At 64.2% G+C, this 19,969-nt stretch carries 14 protein-coding genes; 6 read left to right on the plus strand and 8 right to left on the minus strand.

Going from position 1 to position 19,969, the window contains the following annotated elements; translation table 11 throughout:
- The 4 genes from QDT69_RS32485 to QDT69_RS32500 form a co-directional block, all read right to left on the minus strand.
- Nucleotides 1-788, minus strand: a 788-nt coding sequence (locus QDT69_RS32485; protein WP_279710547.1) for a substrate-binding domain-containing protein, incomplete at its 3' end; no start/stop codon positions are given.
- 102 nt (nucleotides 789-890) lie between these two features.
- Complete coding sequence (locus QDT69_RS32490) at nucleotides 891-2,084, minus strand: DUF1501 domain-containing protein (protein WP_279710548.1); 1,194 nt, start codon at nucleotides 2,082-2,084, stop codon at nucleotides 891-893.
- Nucleotides 2,085-2,099: 15 nt separating this feature from the next.
- Nucleotides 2,100-3,599 carry a DUF1800 domain-containing protein gene (locus tag QDT69_RS32495; protein ID WP_279710642.1) on the minus strand — a complete coding sequence of 500 codons (1,500 nt, stop codon included), beginning with the start codon at nucleotides 3,597-3,599 and terminating at the stop codon, nucleotides 2,100-2,102.
- Nucleotides 3,600-3,679: 80 nt separating this feature from the next.
- On the minus strand, nucleotides 3,680-6,016 hold the full coding sequence (locus QDT69_RS32500) for a caspase family protein (RefSeq protein WP_279710549.1): 2,337 nt from the start codon (nucleotides 6,014-6,016) through the stop codon (nucleotides 3,680-3,682).
- 196 nt (nucleotides 6,017-6,212) lie between these two features.
- Here QDT69_RS32500 and QDT69_RS32505 point away from each other — a divergent pair, with 196 nt between their 5' ends.
- From QDT69_RS32505 to QDT69_RS32520, 4 genes are all read left to right on the plus strand, one after another.
- The gene (locus tag QDT69_RS32505; protein ID WP_279710550.1) at nucleotides 6,213-6,884 is read left to right on the plus strand and encodes a DUF4286 family protein; all 672 of its coding nucleotides are present in this window, start codon (nucleotides 6,213-6,215) and stop codon (nucleotides 6,882-6,884) included.
- Nucleotides 6,885-7,165: 281 nt separating this feature from the next.
- A complete protein-coding gene (locus tag QDT69_RS32510) occupies nucleotides 7,166-8,965 on the plus strand; it encodes an FAD-dependent oxidoreductase (protein WP_279710551.1) in 1,800 nt (599 codons plus the stop codon).
- A complete protein-coding gene (locus QDT69_RS32515) occupies nucleotides 8,935-10,782 on the plus strand; it encodes a 2-oxoacid:acceptor oxidoreductase subunit alpha (RefSeq protein WP_279710552.1) in 1,848 nt (615 codons plus the stop codon). The genes QDT69_RS32510 and QDT69_RS32515 overlap by 31 nt, the downstream gene beginning before the upstream one ends.
- Nucleotides 10,779-11,834: a 2-oxoacid:ferredoxin oxidoreductase subunit beta gene (locus tag QDT69_RS32520; RefSeq protein WP_279710553.1), complete on the plus strand. Its 1,056-nt coding sequence runs from the start codon at nucleotides 10,779-10,781 to the stop codon at nucleotides 11,832-11,834. Before QDT69_RS32515 ends, QDT69_RS32520 begins: the two co-directional genes overlap by 4 nt.
- 63 nt (nucleotides 11,835-11,897) lie before the next feature.
- Here QDT69_RS32520 and QDT69_RS32525 read toward each other — a convergent pair whose 3' ends face one another.
- From QDT69_RS32525 to QDT69_RS32540, 4 genes are all read right to left on the minus strand, one after another.
- The gene (locus QDT69_RS32525; RefSeq protein ID WP_279710554.1) at nucleotides 11,898-13,094 is read right to left on the minus strand and encodes an ABC transporter substrate-binding protein; all 1,197 of its coding nucleotides are present in this window, start codon (nucleotides 13,092-13,094) and stop codon (nucleotides 11,898-11,900) included.
- A 250-nt stretch (nucleotides 13,095-13,344) separates the two neighbouring features.
- Complete coding sequence (locus QDT69_RS32530) at nucleotides 13,345-14,889, minus strand: SpoVR family protein (RefSeq protein WP_279710555.1); 1,545 nt, start codon at nucleotides 14,887-14,889, stop codon at nucleotides 13,345-13,347.
- 4 nt (nucleotides 14,890-14,893) lie between these two features.
- The gene (locus QDT69_RS32535) at nucleotides 14,894-16,165 is read right to left on the minus strand and encodes a YeaH/YhbH family protein (protein WP_279710556.1); all 1,272 of its coding nucleotides are present in this window, start codon (nucleotides 16,163-16,165) and stop codon (nucleotides 14,894-14,896) included.
- Between the two features lie 150 nt (nucleotides 16,166-16,315).
- Entirely contained in the window at nucleotides 16,316-18,259 is a 1,944-nt protein-coding gene (locus tag QDT69_RS32540; RefSeq protein WP_146991787.1) for a PrkA family serine protein kinase, read from the minus strand.
- A 521-nt stretch (nucleotides 18,260-18,780) separates the two neighbouring features.
- Here QDT69_RS32540 and QDT69_RS32545 point away from each other — a divergent pair.
- Nucleotides 18,781-19,398 (plus strand): hypothetical protein, encoded by a 618-nt coding sequence (locus tag QDT69_RS32545; RefSeq protein ID WP_279710557.1) that lies wholly within the window; start codon nucleotides 18,781-18,783, stop codon nucleotides 19,396-19,398.
- 40 nt (nucleotides 19,399-19,438) lie between these two features.
- Nucleotides 19,439-19,885: a DsrE family protein gene (locus tag QDT69_RS32550; protein ID WP_279710558.1), complete on the plus strand. Its 447-nt coding sequence runs from the start codon at nucleotides 19,439-19,441 to the stop codon at nucleotides 19,883-19,885.
- The last annotated feature ends 84 nt before the right edge of the window (nucleotides 19,886-19,969 follow it).

A 19,969-nucleotide genomic window follows, 5' to 3' on the forward strand; every position in this document is an offset into this window, starting at 1 on the left:
GCCGGATCCATTCCCTTGGACTTGAGCACGGCGGAACCGGTCGGACCGGTGAGGAGTTCGATCAGCGATCTGGCCGCTGCCGGATCCTTGCACGTGGATCCGATGCCGACCGCGAAGACGATCGCGCTGTTCAAATCACCGGGCAGAGGGCCGACCACCTGAGTCCCCGGAACCGCGGCAATTTCCGAGGCCTGTGCGACGCCCATTTCGACTTCGCCCTTGGTGACGAGTTCGCCTGCTTCGGCGCCCGGCACCAGGACGGTCTTGGATTTCATCTGGTCGGCGATGCCGAGACGATCAATGACCTTGGCGAAATAGACGCCACTGGCGCCGCCCTTCGCTGGATCGGCGTAGGAGATCGATTTGGCGGCGAGAAGCGCAGTCTTCAGTTTCTCCACCGTGCTGATGTCGGGCTTGGGCGCACCGGTACGTACCCCGACGGCGACATAAGAGCTCCCCACGTTGACGATGCTGCCCTGGGCAACCTTGCCCTGGGTCATTAGACCGTCGAGGGCAGTGCGCGACAGGATCATCACATCTGCGGTTTCGCCCGCCTCGATCCGCTTCTTCAGATCGGCGATCGTGCTGTAGACGACAATTAGCTTGTTGCCGCTGCTGCTCTCGAACTTCGGGATCAGTTCGCCGAGTGTAGGGGTGAGCGCGACCGTGCTGATGACCTTGACGTCGGCGGCATGCGCGGCGGGTGCTGCCGCTCCCAGAGCTAACAGGAACGAACACTCGACCACCGCTGCGACGGCGGCCCGTCGCGAGAAAAACCGTCCCATCATGGCTTTCTTGCCTCCCGGTTAGCTGGATCCCAAGCATAACCGAAATGGAACAACACCTGCGACCGACGGCTACTTTGTTTTCGATATTTTGGCAGTGCCCATTCAAACCAGGTTCAGGTCCTTCGGCTTGATGCCGGTGAAGATGCGTTCGAGGCTCGCCTGCTGCAGGCCGTAGACGTGCTGGATCAGGCCGGCGAAGAACGCCTTGTAGTCGGTCAGCACGGGATAGTCGCGGTTCTGGAACAGCGTCGCCTGAGCGACCTGCACCTGCTCGCCGGCCATCCGTCCGCCGTTGATGCCGCCGCCCATCACCCAATAGACGCTGCCATGACCATGATCGGTGCCGCGGTCGCCGTTCTCGCGGAAGGTGCGGCCGAACTCGGAAATCACGACCACAACGGTATCGCGCCACATCGCGGGGCCGATCTCTTCGGAGAAGCCGGCGAGGCCCCTGCCCAGTTCGCCGAGACGGTCGGCGAGATAGCCGGTCGCCGCGCCCTGGTTGACATGGGTGTCCCAACCGCCGACGTCGACGAAGCCGAGGTTGAATTGCTCGCGCATCAGGCGGCCGATCCGCCGCGCCGACAGCTCGAAGCCGCGCGGCGACACCGCGCCGCGGTTGGCCGCCATCATCTCTTCGGAGACCGATTTGTAGACATCGTCGCGGACGCGAAAGCCTTCCGACACCGAATTGGCGAGATCGCCCTTCGCGTACATCTCCCTGATCAACCGCGCCTGCCGGTCGTCGACACCCGGCTTGCTGACGCTGGCGATGCCGATGTTCGGGATCTGGTTCTGGCCGCGGAAGATCAGCGGTAATTGATCGGTGAAGGAGATCGGCTTCACCCGCGTCAGCTCGGTCGCCAGCCGGCTCATGAAGCCGGACCGGTAGTCGCGGCTGCCACCGACCGCCTGCCCGAGTTCGATCGTGTCCTGGGTCTCGAAATGGCTGCGCGAGAGGTCGTCGCTGGTGCCGGCAAACGGAACGAAAGCAATCTCGCGCTTGGCCCAGAGCGGATAGATCGACTCGCGCAGCGCCGGATGCAGCCCCCAGCCGGCGTCGAGCGCCAGCGCCGCATTCGGATTGCCGGTATCGGGCCGCGCCACCGCAAGCGTCGGACGCGAGGCGTAGTAGAACTCGCTGCCGACCGGCACCACCACATTGGCAGCGTCATAGGCGCCGCGCAGGAACACCACCAGCAGGCGCGCGTCGGTCGCAGGCGCCGCCCAGACCCGGCCGGCAAGGGTGAGCGAGGTGGAAGCGGCGAAGGCCTTGATCAGTTCGCGGCGGTTCATCGGCGAACCTCCCTTTCAGTGCATGAACTCCGGTGACGACAGAAACAGCGTGTTCCAGTCCTGCGGCGAGACGGCCTGGTCGAGCGCGGCGAGCGTGGTCGGGCTCAGCGTCTGCCTGATGTTGCTGAAGTAGAGCCCGTTCATGACAAGCGGAAACGCCGGTTGGTCGACGGCGTTGGGCTCGTTCGGCTTGAACAGCCCGGCCGATCCCGAACCGATCGCGCGCGCGATCTCGAAGCGCAGCATCATCTGCCCGGGACCGTTCCAGGCCGCCGACAGCATCGAATAGCCGTCCGGCGTCTCGTGGTTGAAAAGGCCCTCGGACAGGCGATTGAGCCAGCCCTGGATCGGCAGCGTGTTGAGGATCACCTTGTTGTCGTAGGCGAGCCGCACCGACGACATCACATAAAGCATCGGGTCCTTGAACTTGGCGCCGCCCTTCAGGCTCGCGGTGAACTCCGGCGCATGAACCAGCGTCGACATCACGGCCGCGATATCGCCGTCGGTCTTCTGGAAGGTCTGCGCCATCTGCTGCACCAGCGCCGGCGGCGGATTGTCCGAGACGAAATAGGTCGCGAGCTGCTTTGCGATATGCGTGGCGGTCGCGGGATGACGGCACAGGATGTCAAGGGCCTCATCGACCTCGGCGAGACCGCGGCCCTTGATCTGATGGCCCAAGAAAGCCTTGTCGCCGAAATCGTGCCGCGCCGGATTGAATTCGAACGCGCCCTCGCGGACCAGCTGGGATTGCTGCTCGGGCTTCAGCTTCGGATCCTCCGACTTGAAGTCGATGCCGACGCCGGTGAGGATCCGCGCCAATGCCTCGACATCGGCCTGGGTGTAGCCGGAGCCGACGCCCATGGTGTGCAGCTCCATGATCTCGCGGGCGTAGTTCTCGTTGAGGTGACCGGCCGCGTTGTCGGCGTTGTCGAGATAGCGCAGCATCACCGGATGATGCAGCGTCGCCGACAGCAGGTTGCGGAACTTGCCGAGCGCGTTGGCGCGGATCGCGCGGTCCTCGTAGTCACCGACCAGCACGCGGATGTTGGCCTTGTACTGGTGGACATTGAAGTGGTTGAACCAGAACCAGGTCAGGCGTTCGCGCAATTGATCCGGCGCATAGAGCGCGTGCAGGATGGTTCGGGCCGCGGCCTGCCTGGCGCGGTCGTTCATGGCCTGCTGATAGACCTGTTGCGCGGCCTTTTTCTGCTCGGGATCGGCGACCTGGTTGGCGGATTTCCCCTGCTGGTCGAACGAGGCCGCAATGTCGAACGGGAAGCGATGCACGTCCGGCATCGCCTCGATCTGCTTCTGGACGGCAGCCGGTAATGCGCTGCCAGCCGGATGCAGCTGCTCCTGCAGCCAGCGTTCGACGCCGACCTCGCGCAGATGCGCTGCGCTCGACGCATTGACGCCCCAGGTCAGGCGATCGAGCAGCGCGATGTCCTGCGCTGCGAGCTCGGCCGCCCGCACCGGCTGGTGTAACGCCACCAGCGCGGCGATCGTGCCGATCATCAGTTTCGCGACTGTCCGCAATCCGAGTGTGGCCGTGATGCTCATGAAGGCTGACCTGCTCGGCTCATGGTGTCATGCCCTCAATGTTTGCATTTGCCGGGAGGGCATGCCGGCGGGGCGGCTCGGGCTGGTGCCGCAGGCCTTGGCGGCGGCGCTGCCATCCGCGGCGGCGGTGCTGCGCGCTGCGCCTGCATCGCCGGCCGTGGTGGCGGCGGCGGCGGCGCGGCGCGTGGAGCCGGTGCGGGCGCCGGGCGCGGCGCAACGGCTGCGGCACGGGGCGGCGGAGGTGCGGCCCGTGGCGGAGGTGCAGCCCGCACTGGCGCAGCGTGAGAGACCGGCGGCGGCGACACCGCGGCATGCGCGGGTGCCGAACGCGCTGCCGGCGCCGAACGGCCCGACGGTGCGCGGCTCGCCGGCGACGACGGCGCCGTTGCCGGCTTCACATTTGCAGTCGGCGCGGTCGCGGCATGCGAGAGCGGTTGCTGCCGCCCCGGCTTGCCGGCGGTCGCGGACGAAGCCGGCGCATTTGTCGTCGGGGTAGCCGCACCAGGCTTGGCCGGAGGCGCAGGTTGCGCGTTGGCAGGCGCCATGGCTGTCGCCGGCTTGCCGGGAGCGACTACATTCGGCTTGGCTCCAGGCTGAGCTGCACCAGGCTGCGCTGCTCCGGGTTGCGTGGCGCCCGGCTGCACGGCGCCGTGCTGTTGCGCGGCACTGGGCGGCGCAGTCGCCGACTGCGGCAGCGGCGGTCCATTCTTCGCTCCCGGAAGGGTGTGCGCACCCGGCGCGCCCATCGCGTTCGGCGCGGCGGCAGCGTTCGGCGCAGCGCCGGGCGCTCCCATCGCCGCGCCTTGCGCCGGCGTCACGCCCTGCGGACCACCCGGCTGCGCCAGATTGGCGCGCTGCATCGCCGCGGCCGGCAGTTGCGGTGCCGCCGTGACCGGCGCGCCACCCATCGCTGCGGTCACCCCGGCGGCATGGAGCTGCGCCGGCGTCGGGTTGGGGTTGTTGATGACCGTGTTGATGACCGTCGTGTTGTGGATGTTGTTGAACACGATGTTGTTCTGTGGCGGCACCACATAGGCCGGTGCGGCGACATAGGCCGGCATCGCCACGAAGAACGGCGTCGGCAGCACGAACAGGCCGATCGGCGGCGGCGGCGGCGGCAGCACGACAAAGTCCGGCGGCGGCGGCGGCAGGAAGAACACCGGCGGCGGCGGAGGCGGCGCGAAGTCGAACACCGGATCGCTGTAATAGAGCACCGGGCGGTCGACATAGACGATCTCGTCGGGCGGCGGCGGCGGCACGTCATAGTCGAGCACGGTGAACTGCGGCGGCGGCTCCAGCGCGGCCGACAGATAAGCGAGCCGGCGCCTTGCGTCGTAAGCATGCGGCCCGTGCGGATAACGCCGCAGATACGACCAATACGCATCGGTCGAGTCGGCGTTGTAGGTGCGCCGCCAGGTGATGGCCTCGCGCCGCGCCGCCACGATCGCGCGCACCCGCTTGGCCTGCGGATCGTTCGGATAGGCCTGCAGGTAGTCCTCGTAGCCTTGCAGCGTGTCGCGCTCCAGCGCCGCCGCGTAGGCATCCTGGGCCGGGAAATCGCGGATCGGCTTGGTGCGCAATCCGGCGTCGACCTGCTGCGGCGGCGCATCCGGCTTGCGCTCGAAGAACATGAAGGGCGCATCGACCTTCTGCGCATTCCACGGGATCTCGGCGCCCTTGGTCATCTCATTGACGCGCAGGCGAACCCGGTCGAACACTTCGGGCAAGGTCAGGCCGCCGGCGCGGATCATTTCCGCCAGCGCCTGCGCATAGGGCCCGTAAGGCGGCGCGCCGTCGGGGGCGACGGTGCCGGGCGCCGAGTTGAAGGCGATCAGCATCTTCGGCTCCGGGTCGACCAGCGCAAGGCCGCCGGCCAGCGGCTGGCCGTCCTTGGCGAAGGGATTGCTGCGCGCCGCGTCGAGCACGATCACGCCGGCCTTGATCGGCAGCGCCGAGAGTTGATGGCTGTAGTCGGAGATGCGAATCGCCTCGACCGGCACGTCGGTGTCGCGGGCGATCTTGGCGTCGACCGGCACGAAGTAGTTCTCGCCGGTGAGCTGCACGCCATAACCGGCGAGGTAGACGAAGGCCACCGCATTGGGCCCTGCGTCCTGCACCTTCTGGATGAAATCGCGGAACGACTTGCGCAGCGTCTCGGCGTCGAGATCGCGCGCCCCGATCACATCGAAGCCGGCAGCCTGCAAGGTCTGCGCCACCAATCCGGCATCGTTTGCGGCGGTCTGCAGCGCGCTGGCCTGATAGGCGCCGTTGCCGACCACGAGCGCGAGACGCTTCTCCTGGTCCTCCGCATGGACGGGAAGCGCGGCGAACGACACCAGACCCACGATCAATGCCCACAGAATGCGCGTCATAGTGGTCGTCCCTTTTCTTCTCAAGAGTTGGCGTAATGGATGGAAATGCTACTTCCGTGAATGCGCGCTGAACAGGATTGCGGCAATTGTGGCAATCCTTGGTCTGCGCGGTCTCGGGCACCTCGGAACCGGCTTCCCCGGCCCGCACCGGTCGGCGATATTGTACAGATAAAACAAGGCAAAGAAGGAGCCCCCGATGCCAATCGCCGGACAAGGCATGCTGCTGACCTCGATGGATATCGACAGCTTACACGAAGCTGAATTCAACCGCTGGTATGACCGCGAGCATCTCGAAGAGCGTGTCGCCATCGATGGATTCGAGGAGGCCCGCCGCTACGTCGCCCAAGACGGCAGGCCGAAATATCTCAGCCTCTACTCCACCACGACCTTCGACGTGCTCGAGAGCCCGGCCTACCGCACGGCGCTCGCCAACCAGACCGACTGGTCGAAGGCCAACATCGCGCGCTTCCAGAACATGATCCGCGGGGTGGCGCGCATCACGATCAGCCGCGGCGTCGGCCGAGGCGCCGCGCTCGGCATCATCCGCCTCCGTCCGCCGGCCGATGGGGCGGACAAGCTCCGCGCTGCATTGCGGGAGCAACTCGATCCGTCGGCGCGCGACGGCATCATCTCGATGCATCTCTTGGAGAACGATCCCGTGCTGTCGAAGCCGCTCACGCCGGATGCCGAGAAGGCCGATCCCGGCGCTGGCGACTGGTTCGTGCTGATCGACGCCACCGATGTCAGCGCAGTCCCTGCGGCCGCGGCTGCCATCACCGGCAATGCTGCCTTGAAACCGCTGGTGGTCACCAGCGGCGTCTACAGGCTGTTGTGGGACATCGCGAAGAGCGATCTGCCGCGCGGCTGAAGCAAACGCGCAGCGCTTGTGTCGAGATTCACACTCAAACAAACACGATGTGGCGGTGCGCGCATGTTGCACCGCCACATAACGCAATCGAGATTAACGCTACACGCGTATCAGCCGCGCGAAAGCTGATGATCGGACAATTTAGCCTTTGCCTTCTCTGGAACGGCTCTAATAAGATAAGCCTATGATCCAATTCAAAAACCAGAACAACGCCACGTGAGCGTTCGTCGTCAACGATAAGGCCGCGCGGGTAGGCATTTTCGCGCGGGTCAAAGGTAGGAATGAAACCGACTGATATCTCGGCGCCTGATTACTTTCATAAAGTAGTCGATTGCCAATGGGCCTGCCCCGCACACACCCCTGTTCCCGAGTACATCCGGTTGATTGCTGAGGGGCGTTACAGCGACGCCTACATGATCAATTGGCAGTCCAACGTGTTCCCCGGCATTCTCGGGCGCACCTGTGACCGTCCATGCGAGCCAGCCTGCCGCCGCGGCCGAGTCGAGGACAATCCGGTCGCGATCTGCCGCCTGAAGCGCGTCGCCGCCGACTTCAAGGACGACATCAAGCATCGGCTGCCGAAGCCGGGGCCGAAGAACGGCAAGCGCATCGCGCTGGTCGGTGGCGGCCCCGCCTCGCTGGCGGTGGCGCGCGATCTCGCGCCGCTCGGCTATCACTGCACCGTGTTCGACGGCGATCCCAAGGCCGGCGGCATGATGCGCAGCCAGATTCCGAAATTCCGCCTGCCCGACAGCGTGATCGACGAGGAGACCGACTACATCCTCGGCCTCGGCGTCGAGTTCAAGGGCGGCCAGCGCGTCGACAGCCTGAAGCAGTTGCTCTCCGAGAATTATGACGCGATCTTCGTCGGAAGCGGCGCGCCGCGCGGCCGCGAGCTCGACATTCCCGGCCGCAAGGAAGCCGGCGCCAACATCCATATCGGCATCGAGTGGCTCGCCAACGTCTCGTTCGGCCATGTCGACAAGATCGGCCGCCGCGTCATCGTGCTCGGCGGCGGCAACACCGCGATGGATTGCTGCCGCACCGCACGCCGCCTCGGCGGCGAGAGCGTCAAGGTGGTCGTCCGCTCCGGCTTCGAGGAAATGAAGGCCTCGCCGTGGGAGAAGGAAGACGCCATCCACGAGGACATCCCGATCCTCAACTACATGGTGCCGGTGGCGTTCAAGCATGTCGCCGGCAAGCTGATCGGCGTCACCTTCCAGAAGGTGCGGGCCGAATACGATGACAAGGGCCGGCGCAATCTGGTGCCCTCGGGCGAGCCGGACGAGACCATCCCCTGCGACGATGTGCTCGTTGCGGTCGGCCAGGAGAATGCGTTCCCCTGGATCGAAGCCGATTGCGGCATCGAATTCGACAAGTGGCACATGCCGAAGGTCGACCCCAAGACGTTCGTCTCGACCAATCCGAAGGTGTTCTTCGGCGGCGACGCGGCGTTCGGGCCGAAGAACATCATCTGGGCGGTGGCGCACGGCCATGACGCCGCGCTCTCCATTCACAAGATGCTGTCCGGCGAGGACATCAACGAGCGCCCGCTGCCCGAGGTGCACGTCTCCTCGCAGAAGATGGGCATCCACGAGTGGAGCTACGACAACGACATCTCCGCCGACAAGCGCTTCAAGGTGCCGCATCGCGACAAGGTGGTCGCGCTGAAGGACATCCGCGCCGAGGTCGAGCTCGGTTACGACCTCAAGCTCGCGCTCGGCGAGGCGCAGCGCTGCCTGAACTGCGACGTGCAGACGGTGTTTTCCGCGCCGCTGTGCATCGAATGCGACGCCTGCGTCGACATCTGTCCGATGGACTGCATCAGCTTCACCGAGAACGGTGAGGAGGACGATTTGCGGCAGCGGCTGAAGGCCCCCTCGCCGCATCACGACCAGGCGCTCTACGTCTCCGGCGACCTGAAGACCGGCCGCGTCATGGTGAAAGACGAAGACGTCTGCCTGCATTGCGGACTGTGTGCCGAGCGCTGCCCGACCGGCGCCTGGGACATGCAGAAGTACCTCATCGATATGGTTCAAGCGGGATCAACATGTCAGTCCAAAGCCCGATCAGCAGCGTAAACGACTTCGTCGTCCGCTTCGCCAACGTCAACGGTTCGGGCTCGGCTTCCGCGAACGAACTGTTCGCGCGTTCGATCCTGCGTCACGGCGTGCCGGTCTCGCCACGCAACATCTTCCCCTCCAACATCCAGGGCCTGCCGACCTGGTACGAGGTGCGCGTCACCGAGGACGGCCATCTCGGCGCTCGCGGCGGCGTCGACATGATGGTGGCGATGAACCCGCAGACCTGGGACAAGGACGTCGCCTCGATCGAGCCCGGCGGCTATCTGTTCTACGATTCGACCAAGCCGATGCCGTCGTCGAAATTCCGCGAGGACATCACCGTCATCGGCGTGCCGCTGACCGCGATCACCAACTCGACCTACACCGATCCCAGGCAGCGCCAGCTGTTCAAGAACATCATCTATCTCGGCGCGCTCTGCGCCCTGCTCGACCTCGATCCCAAGGTGGTCGAGCAGCTGATCGGCGAACAGTACAAGGGCAAGGAGAAGCTGCTGTCCTCCAACGTCCATGCGCTGCATCTCGGCCGCGACTGGGCGCTGCAGAACCTGAAATGCCCGCTCGGGCTGCGGGTGAAGAAGTCCGACAAGGTCGGCGACCGCATCTTCATGGAAGGCAACAGCGCGGCCGCGCTCGGCGCCGTCTATGGCGGCGCCACCGTCTGCGCCTGGTATCCGATCACGCCGTCATCGTCGGTGGCGGAAGCCTTCACCAGCCATTGCAAGAAGTATCGTCACGATCCCGAGACCGGCAAGGCGAAATACGCCATTGTGCAGGGCGAGGACGAGCTTGCCTCGATCGGCATCGTGATCGGCGCCTCCTGGAACGGCGCGCGGGCTTTCACGGCGACCTCAGGCCCCGGCATCTCGCTGATGACCGAGTTCATCGGCCTGTCCTATTTCGCCGAGATCCCGGCCGTGATCATGAATATCCAGCGCGCCGGCCCCTCCACGGGCATGCCGACCCGCACCCAGCAATGCGACGTGATCGCCTGCGCCTATGCTTCGCACGGCGATACCAAGCACGTGCTGCTGTTCCCGGAAGATCCGGCGGAGGCGTTCGAATTCGCCGCCGCCGCGTTCGATCTCGCCGAGCGGCTGCAGACCACGATCTTCCTGATGCTCGATCTCGACATCGGCATGAACCACCGGCTGTGCCGCCCGCTGAAGTGGGACGACGCCAAGCAATACGACCGCGGCAAGGTGATGACGGCGGAGATGCTCGAGGAAGGCCGCGACTTCGGCCGCTATCTCGACGTCGATGGCGACGGCATCCCCTACCGCACCTATCCCGGCACGCATCCGACCAAGGGCTCCTACTTCACCCGCGGCACCTCGCGCGACCGCTATGCGCGCTATTCCGAGGAAGGCGCCGTCTACGCCGACAATATGCAGCGCCTGGTGCGCAAGTTCGAGACCGCGCAGGACATGGTGCCGCGGCCGCTGCAAGCCAACGCAGCGAAGCCGACCAAATACGGCGTGCTGTATTTCGGCTCGACCTCGCCCGCGATGGACGAGGCGATCGGGATTTTGGAGGCGCGCGGCCATCAGCTCGACCGCATGCGCATCCGCGCCTTCCCGTTCCACTCCAGTGTCGCAAGCTTCATCGCCGACCACGACTTCGTCTACGTGGTCGAGCAGAACCGCGACGCGCAGCTGCGTCAGCTGATCGTCAACGAGAACGGCATCGACCCAGTCAGGCTGGTGCCGATCCTGCACTATGACGGCACGCCGATCACCGCGCGCTTCATCGCCAACGCGATCGGCGACCACCAGGATCATCTCAAGGTGACCCCTCTCCGCAAGGCCGTAACATGACCTACATTGCAAAGCCGAAGTTTCATCATCCCGGCCTGAAGAAGAACGAGCTGGGCTATACCCATCGCGACTACGAGGGCAAGATCTCGACGCTGTGCGCCGGCTGCGGCCACGATTCGATCACCGCCTCGATCATCGAGGCCTGCTACGAGCTCTCGATCGAGCCGCACCGGGTGGCGAAGATTTCCGGCATCGGCTGCTCGTCGAAGACCCCGGACTATTTCCTCGGCAATTCGCACGGCTTCAACTCGGTGCATGGCCGCATGCCGTCGGTCCTGACCGGCGCCAACCTCGCCAACCGCGACCTGATCTATCTCGGCGTCTCCGGCGACGGCGATTCCGCCTCGATCGGCTTCGGCCAGTTCGCGCATTCGATCCGGCGCGCCGTCAACATGACCTACATCGTCGAGAACAACGGCGTGTACGGCCTGACCAAGGGCCAGTTCTCGGCGACCGCCGACCGCGGCTCGAAGTCCAAGAAGGGCGTTACCAACACCGACAATGCGATCGACCTGGTCGCGATCGCCTTGCAGCTTGGCGCCACCTTCGTGGCGCGCTCCTTCTCCGGCGACAAGACGCAATTGGTACCGCTGATCGCGGCTGCGATCCGGCACAAGGGCGCGTCGTTCATCGACGTGATCAGCCCCTGCATCGCCTTCAACAACCACGCCGGCTCGACCAAGAGTTTCGACTATGTCCGCGAACACAATGACGCGGTGAACCGGCTCGACGTGTTGGTCGGCCGCGAGCCGATCAGCGTCGACTATGCGCCGGGCACCGTGCAGGTGGTCGAGCAGCATGACGGTTCCAGGCTCGCGCTGCGCAAGCTCGATGCCGACTACGATCCGCATGATCGGCTGGGCGCGATGACCTTCCTGCAGAAGCACGCGGCCAAGGGCCAGATCGTCACCGGACTGCTCTATGTCGATCCGGACGCCGAGGATCTGCACACCCATCTCGACACCGTCGAGACGCCGCTCAACACGATGGACGAACGGGCGCTGTGCCCCGGCTCAGCCGTGCTGGACAAGATCAACGCCAGCTTGCGCTGACACTCGACCTGGTTTCGAATCGGGCCTTCCGGCGCTGTCGGGAGGCCCGATTTTCGTTTGGAGCTACTTGTCGCTCAAGACGTCGCCGAACAATGCCCAGGACTTGCCGTCGAACCGCGCCATCTGGATCTGGCGGATCGGCGTCACATTGTCGGGCTCGGTCTGCACCTTGATGCCCGGCAGCAGCATCGGCAATTCCAGCGCCTTCAGATTGGTCGCCTGCTTGATGATGTTGGCGCGGCTGTAGTCGCCGTTGCAGTTCTTCAGCACCGCCGTCATGACCTGCGCGACCGTGTAGCCCTGCACGTTGAACAGATCGCCCGGGCTCGCATTCGGCTGGTACTTCTTCATCCAGGCCGCAAACTCCTGCTGTGCGGGATCGTCGGCCCAGCGCGGATCGGTCGGGTCCTTCAGGTAGAGACCGGTCACGACACCGATGACGTTCTCGAGCCCCGCAGGTTCAAGTACCGCAGACACGGAGTTGGAGACGGTCGGCAGGATGGTGAGCGGCTTCCAGCCCATGCTCGCCGCCTTGCGCAGCGCTTGCGCGGCGAATTTCGGCGTGGCCTCGGCGAAGAATACGTCCGCGCCGGACTCGCGCATCGTCACCATCTGGGAATCGATGGTCGGGTCGGTCGTGAGGTAGGTGGTCTCGGCGACGATCTGGCCGACATGCTCGCCAAGTCCGTCCTTGAATCCCTTGAGATAGTCCTTGCCGGCGTCTTCGTTCGGCGTGATGACTGCGATCTTCGCGTCCGGCTTGGTCTTCAGGATGTACTTTGCATAGAGCCGGCCTTCGAGCTCGTAGGTCGGATTGAAGCCGACCGTCCACGGGAACTGCTTCGGATCGTTCCAGCGCGTCGCGCCTGACGACACGAACAGCTGAGGCACCTTCTTGATGTTGAGATACTTCTGCACCGAGATGTTGGGCGCGGTGCCGACCGCGCTGAAGATCGCGAGCACCTCGTCCTGCTCGACCAGCTTGCGGGTCTGCTCGACGGTCTTCGACGGCGAATAGGCATCGTCGAGACTCTCGAACTCGATCTTGCGGCCGTTGATGCCGCCCTGATCGTTGAGCATCTGGAAGTAGGCAGCTTCGGCGCGCGCGATCGTGCCGTAGGCCGACGCCGGGCCGCTATAGGGCGCGGTGTTTCCTATTCTGATCGCGGAATCGGCAGCAACGGATGGCGAGATCGACGAGGCTGTGAGCGCGGTGACGGCGAGAAGGCCCGCCAGGCAAGAGCGAGTTGACAAGAGCATATCCTTTTCTTGGTTTTCTTGACGCGGCGCACCTTATCAATCGCGTCCGCGCAGGCAATCACCAAGAAGACTCGGCGAAATTTCCGCATGCCGGCAATCACGTTCGCGCGGAACATGATGCGCTTCGAGAGGCTCGAATGTTGCCGCGATGTTCATGATGTGAGCCTTCGATGGAAATGAAGGTTCACCAGGCAAGACACGCATTCCGCGCGGCAGTCACCGCGCGTTGCTGTTCTCGATTATGTGATGCTCAAGCGGCGACCGCAGCGGCGCGCGGGCTGACCACATATTCCTTCAGCACCTTGTCGGTGCCGTCGACTTCGGTCAGCGCGACATCGTAGGACCACAGATCGGCGAGATGCTGCAGCACGCGCCGCGCGTCGGTCTCGTTGAGCTGCGCGCCCTTCACGGTGGTGTGACGCAGCATCAGGCGGCGATCGCCGTCGAGATCGACATCCATGACCTCGATATTGGCGTCGACGAAGCCGACGTCGTACTGCCGCGCCAGCTCGCGCCGCACCCGGCGATAGCCGCGCTCGTCATGGATCGCATCGACCTTGATCCCCTGGCTTTCAGCCGGATCGTCGTGCAGATGGAACATGCGGAAACGCCGGATCAGCGCCGGGCTGAGGAACTGGTTGATGAAGCTCTCGTCGCGGTAGTTGCTCCAGATCTCGCGCAGCACGCCCTCGACGTCGCCCTTTCCGGCGATATCGGGGAACCAGTCGCGGTCCTCGTCCTCGGGGTTCTTCACGATGCGCTCGATGTCCTGCATCATGGCAAAGCCGAGCGCATAAGGGTTGAAGCCAGAATAGCGGCGATCGTCGAACTCGGGCTGGAACACCACGTTGGTGTGCGATTGCAGGAATTCAAGGAAATTGCCGTCGGTGATGCGGCCCTGCTGATGCAGCCGGCTCATGATGCGGTAATGGACATAGGTCGCGGTGCCCTCGTTCATCACCTTCGTCTGGCCTTGCGGATAGAAATACTGCGCGATGTGGCGAACGATGCGAATGAGCTCGCGCTGCCAGGGCGCAAGGCGCGGCGCGGTCTTCTCGAGGAAGTAGAGGATGTTCTCCTGCGGCAGGCCGAGCAGCGCGCGGCGGCGCTCGACGGTGAGCGCAGCCTTGCTCTTGTGCTTGGTGTTGGGCACCGTCCGCCACAAATCGTTGAACACGCTTTCCTCGTGCTGCCGGCGCTCGCCGGCACGCTTCTCCTCGGCACGCAGGTCGAGGGTCTTCTTGCCGGGATAGCGGTCGACGCCATGCGACATCAGGGCGTGCGCGGCGTCGATGGTCCGCTCCACGGTCTCGCGGCCGTGGCGGTCCTCGCAGGCCGAGATGTAGCCCTTGGCGAATTCGAGATAGTCGAGGATGCCGTCGGCATCGGTCCACTGCTTGAACAGATAGTTGTTCTTGAAGAAGTGATTGTGCCCGAACGCCGCGTGCGCGATCACCAGCGTCTGCATCGTCGCCGTGTTCTCCTCCATCAGATATGAAATGCACGGCGAGGAGTTGATCACGATCTCATAGGCGAGGCCCATCAGGCCCTTGCGGTACGACGCCTCCTGGAAGGCGAACTGCTTGCCGAACGACCAGTGCTTGTAGAACAGCGGCATGCCGACCGAGGAATAGGCGTCAAGCATCTGCTCGGCGGTGATCACCTCGATCTGGTTGGGATAGACGTCGAGCCCGAGCTCCGTGCGCGCGATCTTCTCGCAGGCGTCGTGAACTCGCTGCAGCGTCTGGAAATCCCAGTCGGCGCCCTCGAACAGCCGTCCCCCGGAAGATCCCATCAAACTATACCCTTTCCTGACTGGTGGTGCGGCGCTTGAACAGGTCCTGGAACACCGGGAAGATCTCGCCGCGCTCGCTCACCTTGCGCATCGACAACGGCGCGCCGTCGTTGCGCAGACGCTCATAGAGCGTCCAGAGCGAGGAGTCCGGCATGTCGAAGGTGTAGTTGGCGGCCTCGCCGACCTCGAGATAGGCGAAGAACTGGCAGACCGGCAGGATCTTGTCGGTCAGCAGAAGCCCGGTCAGCCCGCTGTCGGACGTCATGTTGTCGCCGTCCGAAGCCTGTGCGGCGTAGATGTTCCAGTCGGCGGGGCGGAAGCGGGTGCGGACGATGTCGTTCATCGCAACCAGCGCGCTCGACACCAGCGTGCCGCCGGAAGCCGGCCCATGGAAGAACGTATCCTCGTCTACCTCCTCGGCGCGGTCGGTGTGCCGGATGAATACGATCTCGACATGCTTGTAGCGCCGCTTCAGGAAGACGTAGAGCAGCATGTAGAACCGCTTGGCGAGGTCCTTCATGTGCTCGGACATCGAGCCCGAGACGTCCATCAGGCAGAACATCACGGCCTGCGCCACCGGCTTCGGCACCGTCTCGAAGCGGCGGTAGCGGATGTCGATCGGATCGATGAACGGGATCCGCTTGGCCTTGGCCTTCAGCGCTTCAAGCAGCGCGAGCAGCTCGCGGCGGCGCGTATCGTCGTCGCATTCCGCAAGCTCCGCCTCGAGCGCTTCGATGTCGTCCTTGCGCGGCCGGCGCAGCGCAACACGTCGCGCCAGCGCCCGGCTCACCGTGCGGCTGATCGAGATGTTGGCCGGCGAGCCCGAGGTCGCATAACCGGCGCGCTGGAGGCCCTCGCTCTCGGTTTCCGCGAGCTTGCGCTTGGCGAGATCAGGCAGTTCGAGATCGTCGAGGAACAGATCGACGAACTCCTCGCGGCTGAGCACGAAGCGGAAGGCGTCCTCGCTGTCGCCCTCACCCGCACCGGAGCCCTTGCCGCCGCTCTGGTTCGGCCGCTGCAGCCAGTCGCCCTCGACGAACTTCTTATTGCCGGGCAGCACCATGTCACGCGTGCCGCCCTCGCGCCGGAAGCGCGGCTCGTCCATGCCGTCCAGCGGGATGGTTACCTCGCCGCCCTCCAGGACATCCTTGATGTCCCGGTTCTGCGATGACTTCTTGACGGCTCCCTGCACCAGCGCCTTGGCGCGCCGCAGGAAACGCTGGCGGTTCTCCAGGCTCTTGCTACCCGGATTCAACCGCCGATCGACGATGTGCATGACCACTTTGCATCTGCCTCGCGCCGGATGCGATTATGACAGTCGCATCGCATTCTTATTGGACGGAACCGGACGAGACGGAAAGCCGCTGCCGGCTTTCCGGATCGTGCACTGGATTCTTGCCTGAGCATGACCTTTCCGGATCATGCTCTAGCCGGCCTGCTTCACCCGCATGTACCACTCGACGAGCCGGCGGACCTGGCGCTCGGTATAACCGCGCTCCACCATCCGCTCGACGAACTCGCCGTGCTTCTTCTCGGTCTCACCGTCCTTCTTGGAGCCGAACGAGATGACCGGAAGCAGATCCTCGACCTGCGAGAATATCCGCTTCTCGATCACGTCGCGAACCTTTTCGTAGGAGGTCCAGCTCGGGTTCTTGCCGCCATTGTGCGCCCGCGAACGCAGCGAGAACTTGACGACCTCGTTGCGGAAGTCCTTCGGGTTGGCGATGCCCGCCGGCTTCTCGATCTTGGTCAGCTCCTGGTTCAAAAGCTCGCGGTTCATCAGCTGGCCGGTGTCGGGATCCTTGAAGTCCTGATCCTCGATCCAGGCATCGGCGTAGTCGACATAGCGGTCGAACAGGTTCTGGCCGTAGTCGGCGTAGGATTCCAGATAGGCCTTCTGGATCTCGTTGCCGATGAACTCGGCATAGCGCGGCGCGAGGTCGGCCTTGATGAATTCGAGATAGCGCTTCTCGGTCTCGTCAGGCAGTTGCTCGCGGCGGATCGCCATCTCCAGCACATACATCAGGTGCACCGCGTCGGCGCCGACCTCGGTCGTGTCGTGGTTGAAGGTCGAGGCCAGCACCTTGAAGGCAAATCGGGTGGAGACGCCGTCCATGCCCTCGTCGACGCCGGCCGCGTCCTTGTATTCCTGCACGCTGCGCGCCTTCGGATCGGATTCCTTCAGGCTCTCGCCGTCATAGACCCGCATCTTGCCGAACAGCGTCGAGTTCTCGTGCTTGCGCAGCCGCGACATCACCGAGAAGCGGGCCATCGTTTCCAGTGTTGCCGGCGCGCAGGGCGCGGCGGCGAGCTCGGAACCCTGGATCAGCTTCTCGTAGATCTTCTGTTCCTCGGTCACCCGCAGCACGTAGGGGACCTTGATGACGCAGATGCGGTCGATGAAGGCCTCGTTGTTCTTGTTGGTCTTGAAGCTCTGCCACTCGGCTTCGTTGGAGTGCGCGAGGATGATGCCGGTGAACGGGATCGCACCGATGTTCTCGGTGCCGATGTAGTTGCCCTCCTGCGTCGCGGTCAGCAGCGGGTGCAGCATCTTGATCGGCGCCTTGAACATTTCGACGAACTCGAGCACGCCCTGGTTGGCGCGATTGAGGCCGCCGGAATAGCTGTAGGCGTCGGGATCGTTCTGGGCGTAGGTCTCGAGCTTGCGGATATCGACCTTGCCGACCAGCGAGGAGATATCCTGGTTGTTCTCGTCACCGGGCTCGGTCTTGGCGACCGCGATCTGGCGCAGCCGCGACGGCTGGATGCGCGCGACGCGGAATTGCGAAATGTCGCCGCCGAAGGCCTCGAGCCGCTTGTAGGCCCACGGAGACATCAGCCCGCTCAAGCGCCGCCGCGGAATGCCGTACTTCTCCTCGATGATCGGCCCGAGCGTTTCCGGATCGAACAAGCCGAGCGGGCTCTCGAACACGGGCGAGAGCTCATCGCCGGCTTTCAGCACGTAGATGGGGTGGACTTCCATCAGTGACTTGATGCGCTCGGCGAGCGATGACTTGCCGCCGCCGACCGGTCCGAGCAGATAGAGGATCTGCTTGCGCTCTTCGAGGCCCTGCGCGGCGTGGCGGAAGAAGCCGACGAGGCGCTCGATCGTGTCTTCCATGCCGTAGAAGCCGGCGAAGGCCGGATACGACCGGATCGTACGGTTCAAAAAGATACGGCCAAGGCGTGGGTCCTTGGCCGTGTCGATCATCTGGGGCTCACCGATTGCCGCTAATAACCGCTCGGCCGCATTGGCGTATCGCATCGGATCACTTCGACACGACTCCAGATACTCGGCCATCGACATGTCGGTCTGGCTTCGCGCTTCAAACGACCTTGCGAAGGCGTTGAACAAAGAATCGTTGTACATGATCCCTATCTCCACGATATGTATCGCCGCACGACTGACACGAGTCGTAACCAGAGCGTCCTAGGATCGAATCAGCGTCGGCACGCTGGGTCCATTGGACACTCGACCGACTCATTTCGGCAATGCACGGCGCGTGCAGCCTCTGCCTTATCAACAGGCAGGAAGCTTAATGGTTCATCAATATCCCCTGTTGGTGGCCTGTTTTTGACGGTTGTAGCCCCTCCGCCACATCCGTGGTTTACCGGGGCCCGAGCCTCCAACAGCGCCTCCGAAGCGGACATCCGAGCGGGGCAACTTCCCCGTCCGAAGATGAACGTTGGGCTTCCCTGAAAAGGTGTGATTGTCCAGCCTTGGCGTCAAGATGGGCACTTCACGGGGCCGCATAAACAAAGGCTTATTTGCCGTTGAACGTGCCTCCTTGTCGCCGCGACTAAGGCAACGAGCCCGCGCAGTTCCGCGCGGCACCTTTGCCGCGCTGTAAAGATGACACCTTGGAGGCGCAGGCTATTCCCGAGGCCGCCATGAAGCAGACGCTCCTTGTTGTCGCACTTGCCGCCGCAGCCTGCGCCGGCGCGCCGTCAGCCGTCCAGGCACAGGAAGCGGTCGACAAGGCCACCGCAGCCGCCTTCGACAACAGGATGTTCGCGGGCCCGCTAGGGGCGAAAGCCTATGCCTGCTTCGTACGGCGATACGATGCAAATCATCTGGCGCAGCATCCGAAGCAGAAGGTCAGCGCGATGAAGCTTCTGGTGTCGGCCGAAGACGCGCCGGAGGACAAGACCACCAGCTACTCATTCCGTCTCGGCGTCACCTACCGCCACCGCTCCGGCAATTTCGACTCCAGCGGCTTCTGCAACCACGCGGTCGCGACCGACTCCGGACGCGAAATCCGCTTCGAATGCGGCGTCGATTGCGAGGGCGGCGGTATCAGCGTGGCGTTGTCGAAGGACGATAAATCCGCGATCGCACGCCTCGCCAGCATCAGGATGTGGAATCGCAACAAGCCCGACGACGACGCGAGCGAAGAGCTGCTCGCCGGCGCCGACGACAAGATCTTTCGGGTCGATCGCGCGGCCACCGGCGAATGCGCCGAACTTGTGACCGACCGCAAGGAACTCGCTGCGCTCCGCCACAAGTGATAGGCCCGGTCGGATCAACAACAATTGCGCGAGGGACGCCATGCACCGACGCAGCATTCTTTGGGGCACCCTCTCGGCGATCGGCACCGCCTTCGCGGCGTCACCAGCGAACGCCGCCGCCGGAGCGCCGCCGCAGAAACTGAAGGTGGTCTATCACCTCGACGACCTCGACAAGATCAGTTTCGTGATCGGCAACATCCAGAACCATCTCGACGGCGTCGGCGGCCCCGGCAATGTCACGATCGCACTCGTGGTGCATGGCCAGGCGCTGAAGGGGTTTCATGCCTCGGCGGCCAATCCCGACCTGTCGAAGCATGTCGGGCAGTTCGCCAGGGACGGGATCGAGCTTGCCGCCTGCGGCAACACTATGAAATCGCAGAATATCGGCCTGGAGGACCTCTTGCCCGGCTTCGTCGCCGCCGAGCGCGGCGGCGTGGTGCGCCTCGCCGAGCTGCAGTCCCAAGGTTACCTCTACCTGCGACCCTGACGTGCGGCGTGCGCCGCAACGCGTCATAAAAATGTGCTGAGTTCGGGGTCTGCTCGCACCCGCGTCCGAGGGGATCGAACTGTT

This window comes from Bradyrhizobium sp. CER78 (assembly GCF_029846235.1).
Classification (GTDB): domain Bacteria; phylum Pseudomonadota; class Alphaproteobacteria; order Rhizobiales; family Xanthobacteraceae; genus Bradyrhizobium.

Bases quoted from the DNA above. Each gene is read 5' to 3' on its own strand.
- QDT69_RS32490 (WP_279710548.1), bottom strand. From the start codon at position 2,084: ATGAACCGCCGCGAACTGATCAAGGCCTTCGCCGCTTCCACCTCGCTC.
- QDT69_RS32495 (WP_279710642.1), bottom strand. From the start codon at position 3,599: ATGATCGGCACGATCGCCGCGCTGGTGGCGTTACACCAGCCGGTGCGG.
- QDT69_RS32500 (WP_279710549.1), bottom strand. From the start codon at position 6,016: ATGACGCGCATTCTGTGGGCATTGATCGTGGGTCTGGTGTCGTTCGCC.
- QDT69_RS32505 (WP_279710550.1), top strand. From the start codon at position 6,213: ATGCCAATCGCCGGACAAGGCATGCTGCTGACCTCGATGGATATCGAC.
- QDT69_RS32510 (WP_279710551.1), top strand. From the start codon at position 7,166: ATGAAACCGACTGATATCTCGGCGCCTGATTACTTTCATAAAGTAGTC.
- QDT69_RS32515 (WP_279710552.1), top strand. From the start codon at position 8,935: ATGTCAGTCCAAAGCCCGATCAGCAGCGTAAACGACTTCGTCGTCCGC.
- QDT69_RS32520 (WP_279710553.1), top strand. From the start codon at position 10,779: ATGACCTACATTGCAAAGCCGAAGTTTCATCATCCCGGCCTGAAGAAG.
- QDT69_RS32525 (WP_279710554.1), bottom strand. From the start codon at position 13,094: ATGCTCTTGTCAACTCGCTCTTGCCTGGCGGGCCTTCTCGCCGTCACC.
- QDT69_RS32530 (WP_279710555.1), bottom strand. From the start codon at position 14,889: ATGGGATCTTCCGGGGGACGGCTGTTCGAGGGCGCCGACTGGGATTTC.
- QDT69_RS32535 (WP_279710556.1), bottom strand. From the start codon at position 16,165: ATGCACATCGTCGATCGGCGGTTGAATCCGGGTAGCAAGAGCCTGGAG.
- QDT69_RS32540 (WP_146991787.1), bottom strand. From the start codon at position 18,259: ATGTACAACGATTCTTTGTTCAACGCCTTCGCAAGGTCGTTTGAAGCG.
- QDT69_RS32545 (WP_279710557.1), top strand. From the start codon at position 18,781: ATGAAGCAGACGCTCCTTGTTGTCGCACTTGCCGCCGCAGCCTGCGCC.
- QDT69_RS32550 (WP_279710558.1), top strand. From the start codon at position 19,439: ATGCACCGACGCAGCATTCTTTGGGGCACCCTCTCGGCGATCGGCACC.